Here is a 19,371-nt window from a genome sequence, read left to right on the forward strand (position 1 = left end):
GGGCGGCGCGAACCGCGCCGCGCGGCCCTGCTGGGGCGCGGGCGGCACGGGTGCGCTCGCCGGGCGCGAGCCGAAGGGGCTCGGCGGGGCGCTCTGCTGGCCGGGCCCGCCGGGCGCGCCGTGGCCGCCGGGGGCACCCTGGCCACCGGGTCCGGACGGAGCGCCCGGACGGCCCTGGCCCCCACCGGGGCCGAAAGGCGACGGGTTGCCACCGGGCTGCTGCACCGGCGTGAGCCGGCCCGTCGCGTCCACGCCGCGCGAGCCACCCGTCGCCTGCGGGGGCCGGGCGACCGGCGGGTTGGACGGGTTCGGCGACCAGCCGCCCTCGGGAGCAGGGGCGGGTGCGGGCGCGCCACGGTGCGGAGGCTGCTGACCGCCCTGCGGCGGGTAGGCACCACCGCCGGCACCACCACCGGCGGCGGCAGCCGCGGCGGCAGCCTCACGCTCGCGGATCTCGCGGCGCGTCATGGGACGACCCTTGTTGTCACTCATCGTGAAGACCTCGATACAGTCCGTGCTTGGCGATGTACTGGACCACGCCGTCAGGCACCAGATACCAGACCGGCAAACCCTCCTCGGCCCGACGACGACAGTCGGTCGAGGAGATAGCTAGTGCAGGAACCTCGAGTGTCGTCACGCCGTCCCGAGGAAGCCCGTCCACGGTGAGCATGTGCCCTGGCCGTGTGACAGCGACGAAGTGTGCCATGTCCCAGAGCTTCTCGGCATCCTTCCACGAGAGAATCTGCTGGATGGCGTCCGCTCCCGAGATGAAGTACAGGTCCGCGTCCGGGCGCTGCGTGCGCAGGTCGCGGAGCGTGTCCACCGTGTAGGTGAGGCCCGCCCGGTCGATGTCCACACGGCTGACCGTGAAGCGCGGGTTCGACGCCGTGGCGATCACCGTCATGAGATAGCGGTGCTCCGCCGGGGTGACCCGCTGCTTCTGCTTGAAGCCCGGACGGCCGGTGGGAACGAAGACGACCTCGTCCAGCTCCAGCTGCGCGACCGCCTCGCTCGCGGCGACGAGGTGACCGTGGTGGATGGGATCGAACGTGCCGCCCATCACCCCGATGCGCGGCCTGGTCCCAGTGGGGGCACTCATGCGGTGCGTGCGCTCATCTGGTCGTCAGGCTCCCGTCTAGATGGATCAGTGCCGGTTGCCGACGTTGCGGAACGCGTACGTGACGACCAGCGCGGCCACGAGTGCGCCGAAGGCGATCAGGCCGAGCGCGATCGGGGCGATCGGCTCGTTGGCGTGCTCCGAGGCGGCCTCGGCAGCCAGGACGGCGGTGTGCAGCACGGGTGTTCCTCCTAGTCGAACAAGCTCAGGTGGGCTTTAGTCTCTCACGGACGAATTGCGGCGGGCACACCGCGGCACTGGGTCGCAAGGAGATCCTGCGGAGGTCTCCAGGACGCCAACGAGCTCTCACGGCTTGACGTGGCCGTCGCCCGTGACCACCCACTTCGTGGTGGTCAGCTCGGTCAGCCCCATGGGGCCGCGCGCATGCAGCTTTTGCGTGGAGATGCCGATCTCGGCACCCAGGCCGAGCTCGCCGCCGTCGGTGAACCGGGTCGACGCGTTCACCATCACCGCCGCGGAGTCCACCTCCGCGACGAACCGGTCCGCCGCCGCGATGTCCCGCGTCACGATGGCCTCGGTGTGCCCGGAGGACCAGGTGCGGATGTGCTCGATCGCCTCGTCCAGCGACGGGACCACCCGCACGCCGAGCTCCAGCGCGAGGTACTCCGTTGCCCAGTCCTCGTCCGTGGCGGGAAGCACGGTGGCTCCCTCCGGGGCAAAGGACAGGGCTGCCGGGTCGCCGTGCAGCACCACGCCGGCGTCGGCCAGCGCGGCGAGCGCCGCCGGGAGGAAGGCCGGGGCGGCGTCCTCGTGCACGAGCAGCGTCTCGGCCGCGTTGCACACGCCGACGCGCTGGGTCTTGGCGTTCATCACGATCGCGACGGCCATGTCGACGTCGGCCGTGGCGTCCACGTAGACGTGCACGTTGCCCACGCCCGTCTCGATGACCGGCACGAGGGACTCGCGCACGACGGTCTGGATGAGGTCGGCGCCGCCGCGCGGAATCAGCACGTCCACCAGGCCGCGGGCCCGCATGAGCGCCACGCCGCCCGCGCGGCCGTACGGGTCGATCGACTGGACCAGGTCGGCGGGCAGGCCGCGCGCCGCCAGGGCGCCCTGCATCACCGCGACGATCACCGCGTTGGACGCCGCCGCCGCGCTGCCCCCGCGCAGGATCACCGCGTTGCCGGACTTGAGGGCCAGGCCCGCGGCGTCCACGGTCACGTTGGGTCGGGCCTCGTAGATCATGCCGACCACGCCCATCGGGACACGGACCTGGCGCAGGCGCAGGCCGTTCGGCAGGGTCTGCCCGCGCACGACCTCGCCGACCGGGTCGGGCAGGCCGGCGACGTCGCGCAGCGCGGCCGCGATCTGCCCGATCCGCTCGGGGGTCAGCGCGAGCCGGTCCAGCAGGCCGTCCGACATCCCGTTCGCGCGGCCGCGCTCCAGGTCCTCGGCGTTGGCGGCCACGATCTCGTCGGCGGCCGCCACCAGAGCGTCCGCGACGGCGCCGAGCGCGGCGTCCTTGGTCATGCGGTTGGCCGTGGCCAGGGTGCGCGAGGCGACCTTGGCGCGCCGGGCGACGTCGTGCACGGCGGCGGTGACGTCGGTGCCCGACGGCGGCGGGGTGCCGGCTCCCGCGGAATCGCCCCCGGCAGGTGTCGCCTCGTACTGGCTCACGATCGTCATGCGTCGAGAGTACGTCGGGTGCGGGCGATGCCGAGGACGATTCCGTGGTGCGGACCTGGCCGGTCACCAGGACGGGCGGGCGGCGCGCGGCGGGACGAAGTGCGCGAACGCGGGCTCGTGCCGGGACACCCCGGTCACCGGGTCGAAGATCCCGAAGCAGTCGGGTCCGAGCCGCCACGCGGCCCGGTTCAGCGCCCTCGGGCTCAGCGACGGCCAGCGCCCGGTCTCGACCCGGCGCTCGAGCGCCCGTAGTGCGACGAGCTCCTCGGCGACGCTGACCGTCAGGTGGGCGCCGCGCTCCACGTAGACGCTGCGGTACCGGCCCGGGTGGCCGGCGTCGGCGATCCGGTCGCCGAAGGACCGCTCGTACGACGGCGGCGCCCCGCCGTCACCGGTCGTGTGCAGGGTGAGCACCGGCTGCGGCGTCGTGCCCTCCGGGCGGTGCCGCACCAGGTTCGCCCGGGCGTCCGGCTCCGCCTCGATCACCGGCTCCGCGGCGAGTGCCGCGAGGTCGTCGGACAGGTCGGCGCCCGGGGCCGCGGCGTAGGCCTGGCGCACCTCGCGCAGCGCGCCGGAGTGCCGCAGCCGGTGCGCCCAGTCACCGTCGAAGGAGGCCGACGCGTTGCCGCCCAGCTTCTCCTCCCAGTCCACGCGCGCCGTGGGGCCCAGGCCGGTCGTGTAGGCCCAGATGAGCCACTGCGCCTGGCCGTCGATCCACTCCTGGAGGTCCTCCGGCTCCGGGCGCGACACGTCGTACCAGCCGGTGATCGTGTTGAGGGAGGCGATGAGCGAGATCCGGGCGCGTCCCTCCGGCGTCTCCAGGGCGGCCGTCAGCGCGTCGGCCAGGGCGGCGCGGCTCGCCACCGGCTTGGTGGGGTGCACCAGCTCGATCGGGTCGCCGTCGCCGTCGGTGCCGTCGGTGAGCAGGGTCCTCGTGGCCAGGTTCACGTCGAGGATCGCGTCGAGCATGCCCACCACGTCGATGGCGCCGCCGATCGTGAGCACGCCGTCGATCCGCTCGGGCTCGGCCTCGGCGTGCTTGATCGCCGTGACCGCGCCCATCGAGGCCCCGGTGGTGAAGGTGCGCTCCGGCTCGCCCACGTGCTGCTCGAACCAGTCGAGCAGCCGCGACTGGTCCTGGACGGCGGTGGGGACGGTGAAGTCGAGGCCGCCGCCCTGGAAGAGCGAGGCGGCCAGCGCGTACCCGCGGTCGGTGAGCGCCTCCTCCGAGGCGGGCTGGTTGGCCAGCAGGTGCGGCACCGGGTTGCCCTCGCCGAAGTACTCGGACGGGTAGTTGCCGTGGCTGAAGAGCAGCAGCGTCCCGTTCCAGTCCTCGGGGACCAGCACGCGGTAGTCGGCGCCCTCGATCTCGCCGGCGTACTCGGTGGGCGGGGCGTGTTCTGCTGAGGCCTGGGCCGGCGGGGCCGTGGCCGCCTGGGCGGCCGGCGGCCCGGCCAGCAGGGGGACGAGCAGGGCGGTCAGCGCCGCCAGCGCCGTCGCGGCAGGTCGGTTGCGTCGCATCCGGGGGCTCCTCGAGTCGTGCGGCGCGCGTCCGTGCGCAGCCGCCTGACCGGTTGACGGGACTCCCCCGGAGAACTCATCGGCCGGTCTCCAGGACCAGGTCGTCCCGGTGCACCACCACGCGGTCGTACCCCTCCCCCAGCTCCTTCCGCAGCGCGTAGGTGGAGCGGCCCAACAGCGCGGGCAGGTCGCTCGCGTCGAAGGCGACCAGCCCCCGGGCGACGACGGCGCCGTCGGGCGCGACGAGCTCGACCGGGTCGCCCGCGTCGAACTGGCCCTCGGCCCGGGTGATCCCGGCCGGCAGCAGCGACGCTCGGCCGCCGAGCACGGCACGGGCGGCGCCGTCGTCCAGGTGGAGGCGGCCCTGCGTGCGGGCGGCGTGCGCGATCCAGAGCCGGCGTGCCGAGGTGCGGCGGCCCGTGGCGGCGAAGAAGGTGCCAACGTCGTCCCCGGCGAGCGCGGCGGCCGCGTTGGCGGTGAGCGTGAGGACGGCGGGGACGCCCGCGCCGGTCGCGATCCGCACCGACTCCAGCTTGGTGACCATGCCGCCGGTGCCGACGGAGCTGCCGCGCGCGGTCACCTCGACGCCCGCGATCTCCGCGAGGTCGTCGACCAGCGGGATGCGGCGGGCGCCGGGGCGCGACGGCGGGGCGTCGTGCAGGCCGTCGACGTCGGTCAGGAGCAGCAGGGCGTCCGCGCGCACGAGGTGCGACACGAGCGCGGCGAGGCGGTCGTTGTCGCCGAACTTCAGCTCGTCGGTGGTGACGGCGTCGTTCTCGTTGATGACCGGCACGACCCCGAGCGCCAGCAGGCGGTCCAGCGCGCGCTGCGCGTTGCGGTAGCGGGCGCGGCGGACGGTGTCCTCGGCCGTGAGCAGGATCTGCCCGATCTGGATGCCGAACGCCGCGAACTCCTCCTGGTACCGGCCGGCGAGCTGGCCCTGGCCCACGGAGGCCGCGGCCTGCATGGTGGCGAGATCGCGCGGGCGGCTCCCCAGCCCCAGCGGCCCGATGCCCGCCGACACCGCACCCGACGTGACCAGCACGACCTGGGCCCCCGCGGCCTGCCGGGCTGCGAGCACCTGGACCACCCCGCGCAGCGCGCCGACGTCGAGGTGCCCGTCCGGGCCGGTGAGCGACGACGAGCCGATCTTGACCACCACGCGCCGGGCGGTGGCGATCACGGACCGCGGGCCGGAGACGGCCGGGCTGTCCTGGGGTTCCGAGGCGTCGTGGGCGTTCACCGAGGGGTCGAGGGAGTTCACACCCTCATCCTCTCCGGAGGCCCGCCCGGAACGCTCGCTCATTCCACGGGCCGGGCACCCCACCGGACGTGTCAGACGTACAGATCACTCGAGTGACCTGTACGTCTGACACTGCTCAGGCTCTGCTGGGCTGCCGGCCGAACCTGCGGCTCCGGCTCAGTCGGCGTCGGGGTCGGTCCAGTGGCCCGCCTCGCGCTCCGTCCACAGCTCGCGCCGGGCCTCGGCCTTGGCGTCCATGCGCTCGGTGAACTCGCGGCGCTTGTCGCCACGCGTGGGCCGCTCGTTCTGGTCGAGCCGCAGGTCGGTCCCACGGCCGCCCAGCAGCTCCGCGCCGGTCTGCAGCGTGGGCTCCCAGTCGAAGACGACGGCGTTGTTCGGGTCACCGATCCGCACCTCGTCACCCGCGACGGCGCCCGCCTTGAACAGGCCGTCCTCGACGCCGAGCTTGGCGAGCCGGTCCGCGAGGAAGCCGACGGCCTCGTCGTTGTTGAAGTCGGTCTGCCGCACCCAGCGCTCCGGCTTGGTACCGCGCACCTCGAACCAGTAGGCGGTCTCGCCACCCAGCCGGCGCACGGTGAACTTCGACTCGTTCACGGCGCGCGGCCGCAGCACGATCGGCGCGGGCTCCGGCGCGGGGGCGTCCGCACGCGCCTTCTCCACGACCTCGGCCAGGGCGAACTTGAGCTCGCGCAGGCCCTCGTGGGACGCGGTGGAGATCTCGAAGACGCGCAGCCCGCGCGCCTCCAGGTCTGCCTTGACGAAGTCCGCGAGCTCGCGCGCCTCGGGCACGTCGATCTTGTTGAGCACGACGAGGCGGGGACGCTCGGCGAGCGGCACGCGGCCGCCCGCGATGCCGATGTCGCCCGAGTACGCGGCAAGCTCGGCCTCGATCACGTCGAGGTCGCTGATCGGGTCGCGGCCCGGCTCCAGCGTGGCGCAGTCCAGCACGTGCACGATCATCGCCGTGCGCTCGATGTGCCGCAGGAACTCCAGGCCCAGGCCCTTGCCCTCGCTCGCGCCCGGGATCAGGCCCGGCACGTCCGCGACGGTGAACCGCGACTGGTCCGCCTGCACCACGCCGAGGTTCGGCACCAGCGTGGTGAACGGGTAGTCGGCGATCTTGGGACGCGCGGCGGAGATCGCGGCGATCAGCGACGACTTGCCCGCGCTCGGGAAGCCCACCAGCGCGACGTCGGCGATGGTCTTGACCTCGAGCTCGACCTCCGCGGTCTCGCCCTCCTCGCCGAGCAGCGCGAAGCCCGGGGCCTTGCGCCTCGGCGACGACAGCGCGCGGTTGCCGAGCCCGCCCTTGCCGCCGGCGGCGACCACGTACTCCGCGCCCTCGCCCACGAGGTCGGCCAGGACGTTGCCGTCCAGGTCCTTCACGACGGTGCCGTCCGGCACACTCAGGACGAGGTCGCCGCCGTTGGCGCCGTCCCGGTCGTCGCCCATCCCCTGGGTGCCCGACGTCGCCCGCCGGTGCGGCGAGTGGTGGTACTCCAGGAGGGTGGTGGTGTTGGCGTCGACGACGAGCCTCACCGTCCCGCCGTCACCGCCGTTGCCGCCGTCGGGCCCCGCGAGGGGCTTGAACTTCTCGCGGCGGATCGAGGCGCAGCCGTTCCCGCCGTTACCGCCGGCGGCATGCAGAACCACCCGGTCCACGAAGCTGGCCATGTCTCGATCCTCTCAGGTACTGCTCAGGTGGAGCGGCCCAGGGCCGCTCATGAAAAGACGTGAGGGGGCGCACCGTCACCGGTGCGCCCCCTCACGCGGAAGCCGAAGCTCAGACCTCGGCGGCGACGATGTCGATGACCTTGCGGCCACGACGGGTGCCGAACTGCACGGCGCCGGCGTCGAGGGCGAACAGGGTGTCGTCCTTGCCGCGGCCGACGTTCACGCCGGGGTGGAAGTGGGTGCCGCGCTGGCGGACGATGATCTCGCCGGCCTTCACGACCTGGCCACCGAAGCGCTTCACGCCGAGGCGCTGGGCGTTGGAGTCACGACCGTTGCGCGAGGAGCTCGCGCCCTTCTTGTGTGCCATCTGGCTGACCTGTCTTTCGGGACGAAGGAGAAGAAGAAGTATCTGGCTCGCGCGGGCTCACTCGTCAGAGGAGGCCCGCAGCGGAAGTCACTTGATGCCGGTGACCTTGAGGCGGGTCAGCGACTGGCGGTGGCCCTGACGCTTCCGGTAACCGGTCTTGTTCTTGTACTTGAGGATCGTGATCTTGGGACCCTTCTCGTCCCGCACGACCTCAGCGGTGACCTTGACCTTCGCCAGCTTCTTCGCGTCGGTGGTCACCTTCTCCCCGTCCACGAGCAGGAGGGCCGGGAGCTCGACGGTCTCACCGGCGGTCGCCTGGACACGGTCCATGACGACGATGGTCCCGACGGACACCTTCTCCTGGCGGCCACCGGCCTTGACGATCGCGTAAACCACGTTCAACTCATCTCTCTAGTCTTGGCGTGCGCGCACGACGGAGATCATCGGCTTTGCTGTGACTCGCTCCGCCGCGGCGGTCGAGTGCGATGCGCCATGGGCACGCAGGACGGGTGCGCAGACAGCACACCGAAGCACAAGGTTACGCGATGCCCTCAGCGGGTTCAAACCGGCGGCGACGTGGCCTTGCCCACCTCGGGGGCCACGCCCCGTCGAGAGGGCCGGCGGTCCACGACGAGGCCGGTCCGGAATAGAGCACCTGGCGACCTTGATCCGCGTGTGCCTACCCTGGGCTCAGGTGATACCACATGGTTTCCGAGCCGGCTGCCGAGCACGACGACATCGCGCGAGCGATGCGCGCCATACCTCGCCGCGACTTCCTGCCCCGGTCCCAGCGCCCGTTCGCCGGTCAGGACCAGCCGCTGCCGATCGGTCGCGGCCAGACCTCCTCGCAGCCCACGACGGTGGCCGCCATGCTCCGCCTGCTGCGGATTCCGCTCGGCGCGCGAGTGCTCGACGTCGGCGCGGGCTCCGGCTGGACCACGGCTCTGCTGGCCTACCTGACGGGGCCGCAGGGCTTGGTGCTGGGCGTCGAGCGCGACAGCCGGCTCGCCGACTGGGGCGCCGCCAACGTCGGCCGCACCGGGATGGGCTGGGCGACGATCGAGCACTCGGCACCCGGCGTGCTGGGCCATCCCCAGGAGGGCGGCTGGGACCGCGTCCTCGTCTCGGCGTCCGCGGCCGCGCTGCCGCGCACCCTGGTGGAGCAGGTGGGGATCGGCGGCCGAATGGTCATCCCCGTCCGGACGACGCTGCTGCTCATCGAACGCCTGCCCGACGGACGCACCCGCGCGACCGACCACGGCGGATACCGCTTCGTCCCGCTGATCGAGGACTGAGCCGGAGTGCAGCGCAGGGTGCGGGCCGAGGAACGAGGCACGCGCCCGAAGCGGAGCGCAGGCACAGTCCGACCGAGGGGATCGAGGACTGAGCCGGAGTGCAGCGCAGGGTGCGGGCCGAGGAACGAGGCACGCGCCCGAAGCGGAGCGCAGGCACAGTCCGACCGAGGGGATCGAGGACTGAGCCGGAGTGCAGCGCACGTCCGAAATGTCTGGCGAAGGTAAACATACCGTCTTCAATCCTTCGCGAGCCATCCACAACTGCCCCCTGGGACGCCAACCTACGGTCCCGTAGGCTCGAGAGCATCTGCACGCGGGCGGCACCGTCCAACTCCACGGCTGGGAAGTCGAACCCAAGCATGTGAGGACCACATGGCCCAAGCTGCCCCCGCCGTCCGCGACGGCTTTCGACCGACCGCACCCCGTGATCCCGGCGCCGAGCCCGTGACCAGCACGTACTCGTCGCTGGCCCGCACGGTGCGCGACGCCGGTCTGCTGGGCCGGGCTCACCGCTACTACGCCTGGGTCCTCGCCGCGCTCACGGTCGCGCTCGGTGGGATCGTCACCGGCTTCGTGCTCCTGGGCGACTCGTGGCTCCAGCTCCTGATGGCCGGCGCGCTCGGCCTCGTCCTGACCCAGTTCGCCTTCGTGGCCCACGAGGCCTCGCACCGGCAGGTCTTCGAGTCCGGCCCCCGCAACGACCGCGTGGGGCGGCTGCTGGCCAACGTCGTCGTCGGCATCAGCTACTCGTGGTGGATGACCAAGCACACCAGGCACCACGCCAACCCGAACAAGATGGGCAAGGACCCGGACATCGAGAACGACACCATCGCGTTCACGGAGGAGGGCGTGCGACAGAACCGCGGGCTGGTCCGTCTGATCAACCGGTACCAGGGCTGGCTGTTCTTCCCGCTGCTCACGCTCGAGGGCCTGAACCTGCACCTCATCTCGGTCCGCTCGCTGCTCAAGGGCAGCCCCGAGACCCTGCGCTCCCGCGTCCGCGAGCTCGTCACCATCACGATCCGTCTCGGCGTCTACGTCGCGATCCTGTTCTGGGCACTGCCGCCCGGCATGGCCTTCGCGTTCCTCGGCGTGCAGCTGGCCGTGTTCGGTGTCTACATGGGCGCGTCGTTCGCCCCGAACCACAAGGGCATGGCGATCATCCCCGCCGACAGCCGCATCGACTTCCTGTCCAAGCAGGTCCTCACCTCGCGGAACATCCGCGGCGGCCGGTTCATGAACATCCTGATGGGCGGCCTCAACTTCCAGATCGAGCACCACCTCTTCCCGAGCATGCCGCGCCCGCACCTCATCAGGACCGCGGAGATCGTCCGGGAGCACTGCGCGACGCTCGGGATCCCCTACACGGAGACCAGCCTGGCGCGGTCGTACATGATCGTCGTCAACTACCTCAACAAGGTCGGGCTCGCCGCACGCGACCCGTTCGACTGCCCGCAGTACACGCTGATGCGCAAGGTCTGACGACCCCGGTCATCCCGCGACGGCGGCGTGCCTCCGACAGCGGGCCTCGTACGACTCCGACCCGCCCACGTGCGCCGCGACCGGCACGAGCGCGTCGTCCGGCTGGGCGGAGCCGGCGTCGGGCACGGGCGGCGCGCCGGGCAGCCGCACGTGGAAGGCGGCGTCCGCCCCGCAGACGGAGCAGACCGCTGTGAGCTTCTCCACGGACTCGGCCAGCGCCATGAGCTCGGGCAGGGGTGCGAAGGGCTGCCCGTCGAAGGTGACGGACAGCCCGGCGACGACCACCACGAGCCCGCGGTCCGCCAGGTCGGAGACGACGGGCACCAGGTCCGCGCCGAAGAACTGGGCCTCGTCGACGGCGACGAGCTCGGTCCCCGGACCGAGCAGGCCGGGGATCTCGCCGGCGTCCGACACCGTGTGCGACGGCAGGCCCTGGCCGGAGTGCGACGTCACCCGGCCGACGCCGCGCCGGTCGTCCAGGGCGTGGCTCACCACGACCACGCCGCGCCGCGCGATCCGGGCGCGACGCACCCGGCGCAGCAGCTCCTCGGACTTGCCCGCGAACATCGGGCCGGCGATGACCTCGAGGCGTCCCGCGCCCAGACCGTCTTCCATGGGTGCCAGTCAAGCATCCTGGCGCCCGCCCGACCGGGAGATGAGCGAGACGCCTGGGGAGGGGTGACGGAGACGTAGCAGTGCTCGCTCTCCGTTACCCCTCCCCAGGCGTACACACCTCCTGCGGCCGACGACACCTACAGCACGCGCGCCACGCCCGGGATGCGCCGCAGCAGGTAGGCGACGCCCCAGCACAGCGGTACCGACAGGGCGAGCAGCACCAGGAACTTCACGCCCGCGGGGGCCACGAGCGGCGACAGCAGCACCGCGACGCCCACCAGCACCAGCGGGTGGATGACGTACACCGCGAACGAGTGCCGCGCGGCGAACCGGGCCCAGGCGGGCTGCCCCGAGAACCGCTCCCGGAACAGCACCAGCAGGCCCACGACCGCGCCGATGGCGACGACGTTCTCGGTGAGGCTCTGGCCGAGCAGCGCGAGGATCCCGGCGTCCGGCGCGCTCGCGAGGGCCGACACGCCCAGCGCCGGCCCCACCCCGACGAACGCCATGATCAGCGCGACCCGGCCCTGCCGCACCGTGAGCGCGGTCAGCCAGCCACGGCGCGCGGCGACGAGCCCCGCAACGAAGAGCAGCACGTACTGCGGCAGGTAGGCCGGCGTCGGGAGGCCGACACCCGCCCAGTACGTACCGAGGGGGACGGCGAGCCGCCAGAGGGCGGTCACGACGGTCAGTACCGCGACGAACCCGGCGATCATCCGGAAGCTCAGGGGCTGCGCGGCCAGGGCCGGAACGCCGTCCGCGGCGCCGTCGGCCGGAGCCGCCAGGGCGGCGGGCCGGGCCGCGGACCGTGCCCGCAGGGCGCGGACCGCCGCGTAGGCGAGCGACATCGCCAGGAGCACCTCGACGAACCACATGGAGCCGGGGTCGCCCGCGCTGAACCAGAAGTGGAGGAACGACTCCCCCTGTGCACGGCGCTCGGGCCAGCCCGGCAGGGACAGCACCGGGCGCGCGACCAGCCAGAAGGCGACCAGCGGGACGCCCAGGCGGACGAGCCGGTCGCGGGCGAACGCGCCCGGCCCCTTGCGGTCCACCGAACCGGGCACGAACAGACCGGAGAGCAGGAAGAAGAAGCCCATGAACCAGAACTGGTTCGCGACGACGAACGCCAGGAGCGCGAGCCCGGACAGGCTCTCGCTGGGCTCGGTCCAGTACCACATCGGGAGAGCGCCGTAGGTCAGGGCGCAATGGTGGGCCAGGACCAGCACGGTCAGCAGGATCCGCAGGTTGTCGACGTACCCCAGCCGGGTGGTCGGCCTCGCGGCGATCGTTGTCATCTCGGTCTCCGTCGTCTCGGTCTTGCCTCGTTGGTTCATTACTCGACTAATGAACCACAGAACGCATGAGGTCCGCAACCACTCTGCGCGAGCAAGTTCCCGGGCAGCCGTCGAAGGCGGTTCCCGAGCCGCGTGCGGGCACGAAAAAACGAGGGCCGCCACCTCGCGGTGGCGACCCTCGTCCGGATCAGGTCAGCGGCCCATCAGCCGCGCCCAGAAACCCTTCTTCGGCTCAGGCGACCTCGTCGCCAGCTCCTTTGGGCGGTTCCGGCTGCCCAGTGCCGGAGCCCCCCTCCGGCGCGTCGCTCACCGACGTCGCGGCTTCCGCCGGCGAGTCCGCGGAGGCGGAGGTGTCTGCGGGAGCCGGCGAAGCGGCGGAGGCGGACGACGCGGAGTCCGACGCACCGGACCCGGCGGCGGGCAGCTGGATCTGGTCCAGCGTGGAGGGCCCGTCCTCCGCCACGTCCTTCGTCTCGTGCGCGTGCTGCGCCGCGGCGGCGATCGTGGCGAGCGTGGCCTTGACCGCCTCGCGCGCCTCGGACCGCTCCTCGGGCAGGCTGGCGACCGGCGCCGTCTGCTCGGGCGCGGGGGCCGCCTTCTCCTTGACCTCCTTGCCGCGCTTGCGGCGCGACCGCGCGGCGCGCGGGCTCTCGTCGACCGCGGCGGAAGCGGAGGCGACGCCGGAGCCCGGCTTCTCGATCGGCTCCTCGTGCACGATGAAGCCGCGGCCCTTGCAGTGCTCGCAGGTCTCGGAGAACGCCTCGACCAGACCCTGGCCCACGCGCTTGCGCGTCATCTGGACCAGGCCCAGCGAGGTCACCTCCGCCACCTGGTGCTTGGTGCGGTCCCGGCCGAGGCACTCGACGAGGCGCCGCAGCACGAGGTCACGGTTGGACTCCAGCACCATGTCGATGAAGTCGATGACGATGATGCCGCCGATGTCGCGCAGGCGGAGCTGCCGCACGATCTCCTCGGCCGCCTCGAGGTTGTTCCGCGTGACGGTCTCCTCGAGCGTGCCGCCCGCACCGGTGAACTTGCCGGTGTTGACGTCCACGACGGTCATGGCCTCGGTGCGGTCGATGACCAGCGAGCCGCCCGACGGGAGCCAGACCTTGCGGTCCATACCCTTGGCGAGCTGCTCGTCCACCCGGTGCACCGTGAACACGTCGGTGTTCTCGACCCACTTGGACACGCGCTCGCGCAGGTCCGGGGCCAGCTCCTCGACGTAGTGCGCGATCTCGTCCCACGCACCCTCGCCCTGCACCACCAACGACGAGAAGTCGTCGTTGAAGATGTCGCGGACCACGCGGATCGCCATGTCCGGCTCACCCTGCAGCAGGGCCGGGGCGTTCGCCTTCTTGGACTTGGCCTGGATGGCGTCCCACTGGCCCTGCAGACGCTCGACGTCGGCGCGCAGCTCGTCCTCGCTCGCCCCCTCGGCGGCGGTGCGCACGATGACGCCCGCGCCGTCCGGGACCACCTCGCGGAGGATCTTCTTGAGGCGCGACCGCTCGGTGTCGGGCAGCTTGCGGCTGATGCCGGTCATGCCGCCGCCGGGCACGAACACGAGGTACCGGCCGGCCAGCGTGACCTGGCTCGTGAGCCGGGCACCCTTGTGGCCGATCGGGTCCTTGGTGACCTGCACCAGGACGGAGTCGCCCGACTTGAGCGCCTGCTCGATCCGGCGCGGCTGGCCCTCCAGGCCCGCCGCGTCCCAGTTGACCTCGCCGGCGTACAGCACGGCGTTGCGGCCCTTGCCGACGTCGACGAACGCGGCCTCCATGGACGGCAGCACGTTCTGGACGCGGCCCAGGTACACGTTGCCGGCCATCGACGCCTGCGACTGCTGCGAGACGTAGTGCTCCACGAGCACGCCGTCCTCCAGCACCGCGATCTGCGTGCGGCCGTCCTTCTCGCGCACGATCATCGACCGCTGCACCGACTCGCGGCGGGCCAGGAACTCGGCCTCGGTGATGATCTGGCGGCGCCGGCCGTGGTCGCGACCCTCGCGGCGACGCTGACGCTTCGCCTCGAGACGGGTCGAGCCCTTCAGCGCGGTGACCTCGTCGCTGCGGCTCGTGCGGGCGGCCGCGGCCTCGGCCCGCTCGCCACGGGTGCCCCGGCGACGCCGGCGCCGACGACGGCTGCCGCCCTCGCCCTCGCCCTCGTCACCCTCCGCGGCATCCTGGCCGGCGTCCTCGGCGTCGCCTTCCTCGTCCGCGGACGACTGTGCGTCCGCGTCCTCCTCGGACTCGTCGTCCTGGTCCTCGTCCGCCGAGTCGTCCATGTCGTCCGCGCGGTTCGTGCGGCCGCCGCGGCGGCCCCGGCCACCCCGGCGACGACGACGGCGCGACGGGCGCACCTCCTCGTCGTCGTACTCCTCGAAGTCCTCCGGGGCGAGCTCCTCGAGCTCGACGCCCTCGGCGACCAGCTCCTCCTCGATGGCGCCGACCTCGTCGACCGCTGCCGCGTCGTCCTCGCTCAGCTCCGCGGCGATGAACTGCGGGGCGGCCGGGACGGTGGCCTCGGGAGCAGGCGTCTCGGCCGGAGCGTCGCCCGTGGGCTCGGCGTGGGCGGGCGCGCTCTCCTGCACGGCGGGCTCGGCAACGGCCGGCTCGGTGCTCGGACCCGTGCGGCGCACGGCCCGGCGGGAACCCGACCGGCGGGTGCGGGGCTCCGCGACGGTCTCTGACCGCGCCTCCGTGGGCGCGACGGCGGGTGCCTCCGCGGCGGGCGCGTCGGCGACGGGCGCCTCGGCCTGCGGCGCGGGGGTCTCGGCCCGAGGGGCAGGCTGCTCGGCGGCCTGCTCGGCAGGGCGGGCGACCGGACGCGCGAACGTCGGCGTCAGGTCCTGCGGGCGCGGCGGTCCGGCGGGGGCCTGCGCGCGGCGCGAACGGCGCGCCGACGAGTCGTCCGGCGCCTGGAACAGCAGCGCCGTGGTGGCCAGACGCGGCACGCGCGTGCCGGCCGTGGTCGCGGCGGGCGACGTCGCGGGCTGCGCGGGCGCCTCGGGCTGCTCGAACGCCGGGCGGCGGCCGCCACGACGTGTGCGGGCCCGCGCGTCGGGCTCGGCCGGGGCCTCGGCGGCGGGCGCTTCCGCAGCGGGCGTCTCGGCGGCAGCCGGCTCGACCGGGGCATCCTCGGCCGGCGCGGGCTCGACGGCCTGCTCCACGACGGGCTTGCGGCGTGACCGGCTGCGCTTGGGCGCGGGCTCGGGCTCCGCCGTGGCCTCGGCCGACGGCTCTGCCGAGGCGGCCTCCGCCGTCGGCTCGGCCTTCCGGCGGGTCCGGCGCTTCGGCGCGGCCTTCTCCGTCGCTTCGGCGGGCTCGGCGGACGGGCCGCCGGGCAGCACGATGTCGTCGAGGCTCGCGACACCGCGGGCCGGCTCCTCGGCGGCAGCCTCGGCAGCGACGGGCTCCGGCAGGTCGAGGTCGAGCGGGGCGGCCTGCTCGGCGGGCGCCTCGGGCTCGACGGAAGCCTCGGGCTCCGCGGCAACCTCGGGCTCGGCCGCCACGACGGCCTCGGGCTCGACCGCGGGCTCGACGGCGGGAGTCGCGTCCGCGGTGATCTCCCTCTCAGCGGGCGCGATCTCCTCGGCCACGACGGGCTCCGCGGCGACCGGCCGGGCCGCCGTCGGCTCCTCGGCGGGAGCCGCAGCGGCGGGCGCCTCGGCCGCGGTGGGCGAGGAGACGCCGCGCGTGGCGCGACGGCGCGGGCGCTTGGTGGTGGGCTCACCGGCCGCGGGGGCCGCGGAGGTCGCGACCGCCGCGGTGCCGCCCGTGGTCACGGGCTGGCTCTCCGCCGGTGCGGCGGGGGCGTCGGACGGGCCGACGACGATGGGCTCGACGTTCGTCGCCGTCGAGACGACGGACCGTGTGGCCCGACGACGCGGGCGCTTGGCCGGCGTCGCGTCCGCCGGAGCCTCCCCACCAGTGGTGACCTGGGCGTTCGCCTCAGGTGCGTCGTGATCATCCTGTGACCCGATGGTCGAACCGGTGGTGCTGGAAGGCGTCACGTGAGGTGCTCCTGTAGCCGGCGTCCGCTCCACACCATGCGGACCGCCAGGCGGTCGGTCGTCCGGTGGATGCGCCGCGGCGAAGCGACACATCTGGACGGAAGTCTCGGCTGCGGCCCTGTTCCTGCGGTCTTCGCGGACGCCTGCGGCCACGTTCTGTCGTGACTGCGGCACCGCGTGCGGATCGCGGGCAGTGTTGGACTCTGCAGTCCACGCAGGGATGTGGCCTGCGCGGGTTCGACCAGTATCGCACAGGAGACCATGCCTGCACCGCCCGCATCTGAGCCTTGGGCAACAAAGAGCCAAACCGCGCTCCAAGTCCGTGTACAGTGCCTTGTGAAGACATTCACAAGCGACGCCTTCACCCCGTGGCAACGCGCGGACCTGGCAGATCAGGCCTAGCGTCCCAAGGGAAGAAGCCGTTTCGGAGACACACCTCAGGAGCCCGGAGTGGAAGCTCTCGACCTGGCACGCTGGCAGTTCGGCATCACCACCGTCTATCACTTCATCTTCGTCCCGCTCACGATCGGGCTGGCCCCGCTCGTCGCGATCATGCAGACCGCCTGGGTCCGGACGGGGAACGAGCGGTGGCTGAGGCTGACCAAGTTCTTCGGCAAGCTCTTCCTGATCAACTTCGCGCTCGGCGTCGTGACGGGCATCGTCCAGGAGTTCCAGTTCGGCATGAACTGGAGCGAGTACTCCCGGTTCGTCGGCGACGTGTTCGGCGCCCCGCTGGCCATGGAGGCCCTCGCCGCGTTCTTCGTGGAGTCGACGTTCCTCGGCCTGTGGATCTTCGGCTGGGACCGCCTGAACAAGAAGGTGCACCTGGCCTGCATCTGGGCCGTGGCGATCGCGGTGAACCTGTCGGCCTTCTTCATCCTGGCCGCCAACTCGTGGATGCAGCACCCCGTGGGCGCCCGGTACAACCCCGAGACCGGCCGCGCCGAGATGGAGTCCATCTGGGCGATCCTCGCCAACAACACGCTGTGGGCGGCCTTCCCGCACGCGGTCGCGGCCGCGTTCCTGACGGCCGGGACGTTCGTGGCGGGCATCGCCACGTGGTGGATGGTGCGGCTGGCCCGGACCAAGAAGCCCGAGTCCGTCGAGCTCGCCCGGAACGTGTACCGCCCCGCCGTGATCCTCGGCACAGTGGTCATGCTGGTGGCCGGGGTCGGCGTGGCGCTGACGGGCGATGCCCAGGGCAAGCTGATGTTCGAGCAGCAGCCCGGGAAGATGGCGTCGGCCGAGGCGCTGTGCGAGGGCGAGGAAGCGGCGAACTTCTCGATCCTCACGATCGGCGACCTGTCCAACTCGTGCGAGGGCGTGCGGCACATCCTGGAGGTGCCCGGCCTGGCCAGCTACCTCGGCACCGGGCACTTCTCCGGACCGGAGAGCTTCCTGCCCGGCGTGAACGACGTGCAGCAGGAGTACTCCGAGCGGTACGGCGAGACCGACGACGACGGCAACGCCATCTCCTACACGCCGAACCTCGCCGTCACCTACTGGAGCTTCCGGCTCATGATCGGGTTCGCCGCCGGGTCCGCGCTGCTCGCCCTGGCCGCCCTCTGGTTCACCCGTGGCGGCCGCGTCAGCGACAACAAGTGGCTCGCCCGCATCGGCCTCATCGCGATCCCCACACCGTTCCTCGCCTCGTCGTTCGGCTGGATCTTCACCGAGATGGGCCGCCAGCCCTGGGTGGTGGCGCCCAACCCCACCGGCATCGACCAGATCCGCCTGCTCACCATGCGCGGCGTCTCGGAGGTGGTGAGCCCGGGCATGGTGCTCACCTCGATGATCGTCTTCACGCTGCTCTACGGCGTGCTGGCCGTGGTCTGGTACCGCCTCATCCACCGGTACGCGATCGAGGGCGTGCCCACGACCGTCCGCGACGAGTCGCCCGAGGCCGCCCCGGACGACTCCGACCGGCCCCTCTCGTTCGCGTACTGAGGATGCTCCCGCCCCGCAAGACCCCCGACCTCCAGACCCTTCAGACCCTTCAGACAAGGAAGTGACCGTGGACCTCGCACTCCTGTGGTTCTTCATCATCGCGATCCTGTGGACCGGGTACCTCGTGCTCGAGGGGTTCGACTTCGGCGTCGGGATGCTCATGTCCCTGCTCCCCCGTGGCAGGGCGGAGCACCGGGAGAAGGAACGTCGGGTCCTCCTGAACACCATCGGACCCGTCTGGGACGGCAACGAGGTGTGGCTGATCACCGCGGGCGGCGCCACCTTCGCGGCGTTCCCCGAGTGGTACGCCACCCTGTTCTCCGGGTTCTACCTGCCGCTGCTCCTCATCCTGGTGGCACTGATCGTGCGCGGTGTCGCCATCGAGTACCGCGGCAAGATCTCCGACGCCCGCTGGGCACGGCGCTGCGACGTCGCGATCCAGGTGGGTTCCTGGGTGCCCGCCCTGCTCTGGGGCGTGGCGTTCGCCAACCTGGTCCGCGGTGTCCAGCTCGACGAGGCGCACCAGTACGTGGGCGGGTTCTGGGCCCTGATCAACCCGTTCTCGCTGCTCGGCGGCGCCACGACGCTCGTGCTGTTCCTGCTGCACGGGTCCGTGTTCGTGGCGCTGAAGACCGACGGTGAGATCCGGGCGCGGGCGCGGCGGTTCGCCGGCGTGCTGTCGCTGGTGGCCCTGCTGGTGGCCGGCGGGTGGGCTCTCTGGGCACAGCTCGCGTTCTCCGTGACCTGGACCTGGGCGGCCGTGGCGGTCGCCGCGCTGGGCCTGGTCGGCGTCGCGCTGACGAACCGGGTCGGGCGCGAGGGCTGGGCCTTCGGGCTGTCGGCCGTAGCGATCGTCGCGGCCGTGGTGCTGATCTTCGGATCCATGTTCCCTGACGTCATGCCCGGCCTGGACGGCGGGAACTCCCTGACCATCGCCGAGGCGTCGTCGACCCCGTACACCCTGACCATCATGACCTGGGTGGCCGCGTTCCTCACTCCCCTGGTGATCCTCTACCAGGGGTGGACCTACTGGGTCTTCCGGCGCCGGCTCACGGTGGACCACATCCCCGCGCCGGCCGGCCTGACCTGGAAGAAGATCAAGGAGTCGGCGTTCTGAGCCGGACCCCGG

General features: G+C 72.5%; 15 protein-coding genes and 1 pseudogene. 4 read left to right on the top strand and 12 right to left on the bottom strand.

Translation table 11 applies throughout. The annotated features are described in order from the left end of the window. The 9 genes and pseudogenes from QRN56_RS27220 to rplU form a co-directional block, all read right to left on the bottom strand. A pseudogene (locus QRN56_RS27220) lies at nt 1-492 on the bottom strand (hypothetical protein); the annotation flags it as partial. After that, entirely contained in the window at nt 485-1,099 is a 615-nt protein-coding gene (gene nadD, locus QRN56_RS27225; RefSeq protein ID WP_285108607.1) for a nicotinate-nucleotide adenylyltransferase, read from the bottom strand. The pseudogene QRN56_RS27220 and the gene nadD, both read right to left, overlap by 8 nt. A 45-nt stretch (nt 1,100-1,144) precedes the next feature. Next, nucleotides 1,145-1,297: a hypothetical protein gene (locus QRN56_RS27230; RefSeq protein ID WP_285108609.1), complete on the bottom strand. Its 153-nt coding sequence runs from the start codon at nt 1,295-1,297 to the stop codon at nt 1,145-1,147. A gap of 126 nt (nt 1,298-1,423) precedes the next feature. Further along, on the bottom strand, nt 1,424-2,767 hold the full coding sequence (locus QRN56_RS27235; protein WP_285108611.1) for a glutamate-5-semialdehyde dehydrogenase: 1,344 nt from the start codon (nt 2,765-2,767) through the stop codon (nt 1,424-1,426). A gap of 63 nt (nt 2,768-2,830) precedes the next feature. Then, the gene (locus QRN56_RS27240) at nt 2,831-4,288 is read right to left on the bottom strand and encodes a hypothetical protein (protein ID WP_285108612.1); all 1,458 of its coding nucleotides are present in this window, start codon (nt 4,286-4,288) and stop codon (nt 2,831-2,833) included. Between the two features lie 76 nt (nt 4,289-4,364). Continuing rightward, on the bottom strand, nt 4,365-5,552 hold the full coding sequence (gene proB / locus QRN56_RS27245) for a glutamate 5-kinase (protein WP_285108614.1): 1,188 nt from the start codon (nt 5,550-5,552) through the stop codon (nt 4,365-4,367). A gap of 156 nt (nt 5,553-5,708) precedes the next feature. After that, nucleotides 5,709-7,226: a GTPase ObgE gene (obgE, locus tag QRN56_RS27250; RefSeq protein ID WP_285108616.1), complete on the bottom strand. Its 1,518-nt coding sequence runs from the start codon at nt 7,224-7,226 to the stop codon at nt 5,709-5,711. A gap of 109 nt (nt 7,227-7,335) precedes the next feature. Next, nucleotides 7,336-7,593, bottom strand: coding sequence for a 50S ribosomal protein L27 (rpmA, locus tag QRN56_RS27255; RefSeq protein WP_036961235.1), 258 nt, complete (start codon nt 7,591-7,593; stop codon nt 7,336-7,338). Nucleotides 7,594-7,680: 87 nt separating this feature from the next. Further along, nucleotides 7,681-7,989: a 50S ribosomal protein L21 gene (gene rplU / locus QRN56_RS27260; protein ID WP_108495114.1), complete on the bottom strand. Its 309-nt coding sequence runs from the start codon at nt 7,987-7,989 to the stop codon at nt 7,681-7,683. Between the two features lie 308 nt (nt 7,990-8,297). On the opposite strand from rplU, the gene QRN56_RS27265 reads away from it, so the two are divergent. Together QRN56_RS27265 and QRN56_RS27270 are read left to right on the top strand one after the other, a co-directional pair. Further along, nucleotides 8,298-8,888 carry a protein-L-isoaspartate O-methyltransferase family protein gene (locus QRN56_RS27265; protein ID WP_285108618.1) on the top strand — a complete coding sequence of 197 codons (591 nt, stop codon included), beginning with the start codon at nt 8,298-8,300 and terminating at the stop codon, nt 8,886-8,888. Between the two features lie 372 nt (nt 8,889-9,260). Further along, nucleotides 9,261-10,370: a fatty acid desaturase family protein gene (locus QRN56_RS27270; RefSeq protein WP_502928852.1), complete on the top strand. Its 1,110-nt coding sequence runs from the start codon at nt 9,261-9,263 to the stop codon at nt 10,368-10,370. Nucleotides 10,371-10,379: 9 nt separating this feature from the next. Here QRN56_RS27270 and QRN56_RS27275 read toward each other — a convergent pair whose 3' ends face one another. The 3 genes from QRN56_RS27275 to QRN56_RS27285 form a co-directional block, all read right to left on the bottom strand. Beyond that, nucleotides 10,380-10,985: a thymidine kinase gene (locus QRN56_RS27275; protein WP_285108620.1), complete on the bottom strand. Its 606-nt coding sequence runs from the start codon at nt 10,983-10,985 to the stop codon at nt 10,380-10,382. A gap of 137 nt (nt 10,986-11,122) precedes the next feature. Continuing rightward, nucleotides 11,123-12,280: an acyltransferase family protein gene (locus QRN56_RS27280; RefSeq protein WP_285108621.1), complete on the bottom strand. Its 1,158-nt coding sequence runs from the start codon at nt 12,278-12,280 to the stop codon at nt 11,123-11,125. 232 nt (nt 12,281-12,512) lie between these two features. Next, nucleotides 12,513-16,295, bottom strand: coding sequence for an Rne/Rng family ribonuclease (locus tag QRN56_RS27285; RefSeq protein WP_350224619.1), 3,783 nt, complete (start codon nt 16,293-16,295; stop codon nt 12,513-12,515). Between the two features lie 450 nt (nt 16,296-16,745). On the opposite strand from QRN56_RS27285, the gene QRN56_RS27290 reads away from it, so the two are divergent. Together QRN56_RS27290 and cydB are read left to right on the top strand one after the other, a co-directional pair. Then, nucleotides 16,746-18,242: a cytochrome ubiquinol oxidase subunit I gene (locus QRN56_RS27290; protein WP_285108622.1), complete on the top strand. Its 1,497-nt coding sequence runs from the start codon at nt 16,746-16,748 to the stop codon at nt 18,240-18,242. A gap of 67 nt (nt 18,243-18,309) precedes the next feature. Next, nucleotides 18,310-19,359 carry a cytochrome d ubiquinol oxidase subunit II gene (gene cydB / locus QRN56_RS27295; RefSeq protein WP_285108623.1) on the top strand — a complete coding sequence of 350 codons (1,050 nt, stop codon included), beginning with the start codon at nt 18,310-18,312 and terminating at the stop codon, nt 19,357-19,359. The last annotated feature ends 12 nt before the right edge of the window (nt 19,360-19,371 follow it).

The sequence above is a fragment of the Promicromonospora sp. MEB111 genome (assembly GCF_030209445.1).
Classification (GTDB): Bacteria; Actinomycetota; Actinomycetes; order Actinomycetales; family Cellulomonadaceae; genus Promicromonospora.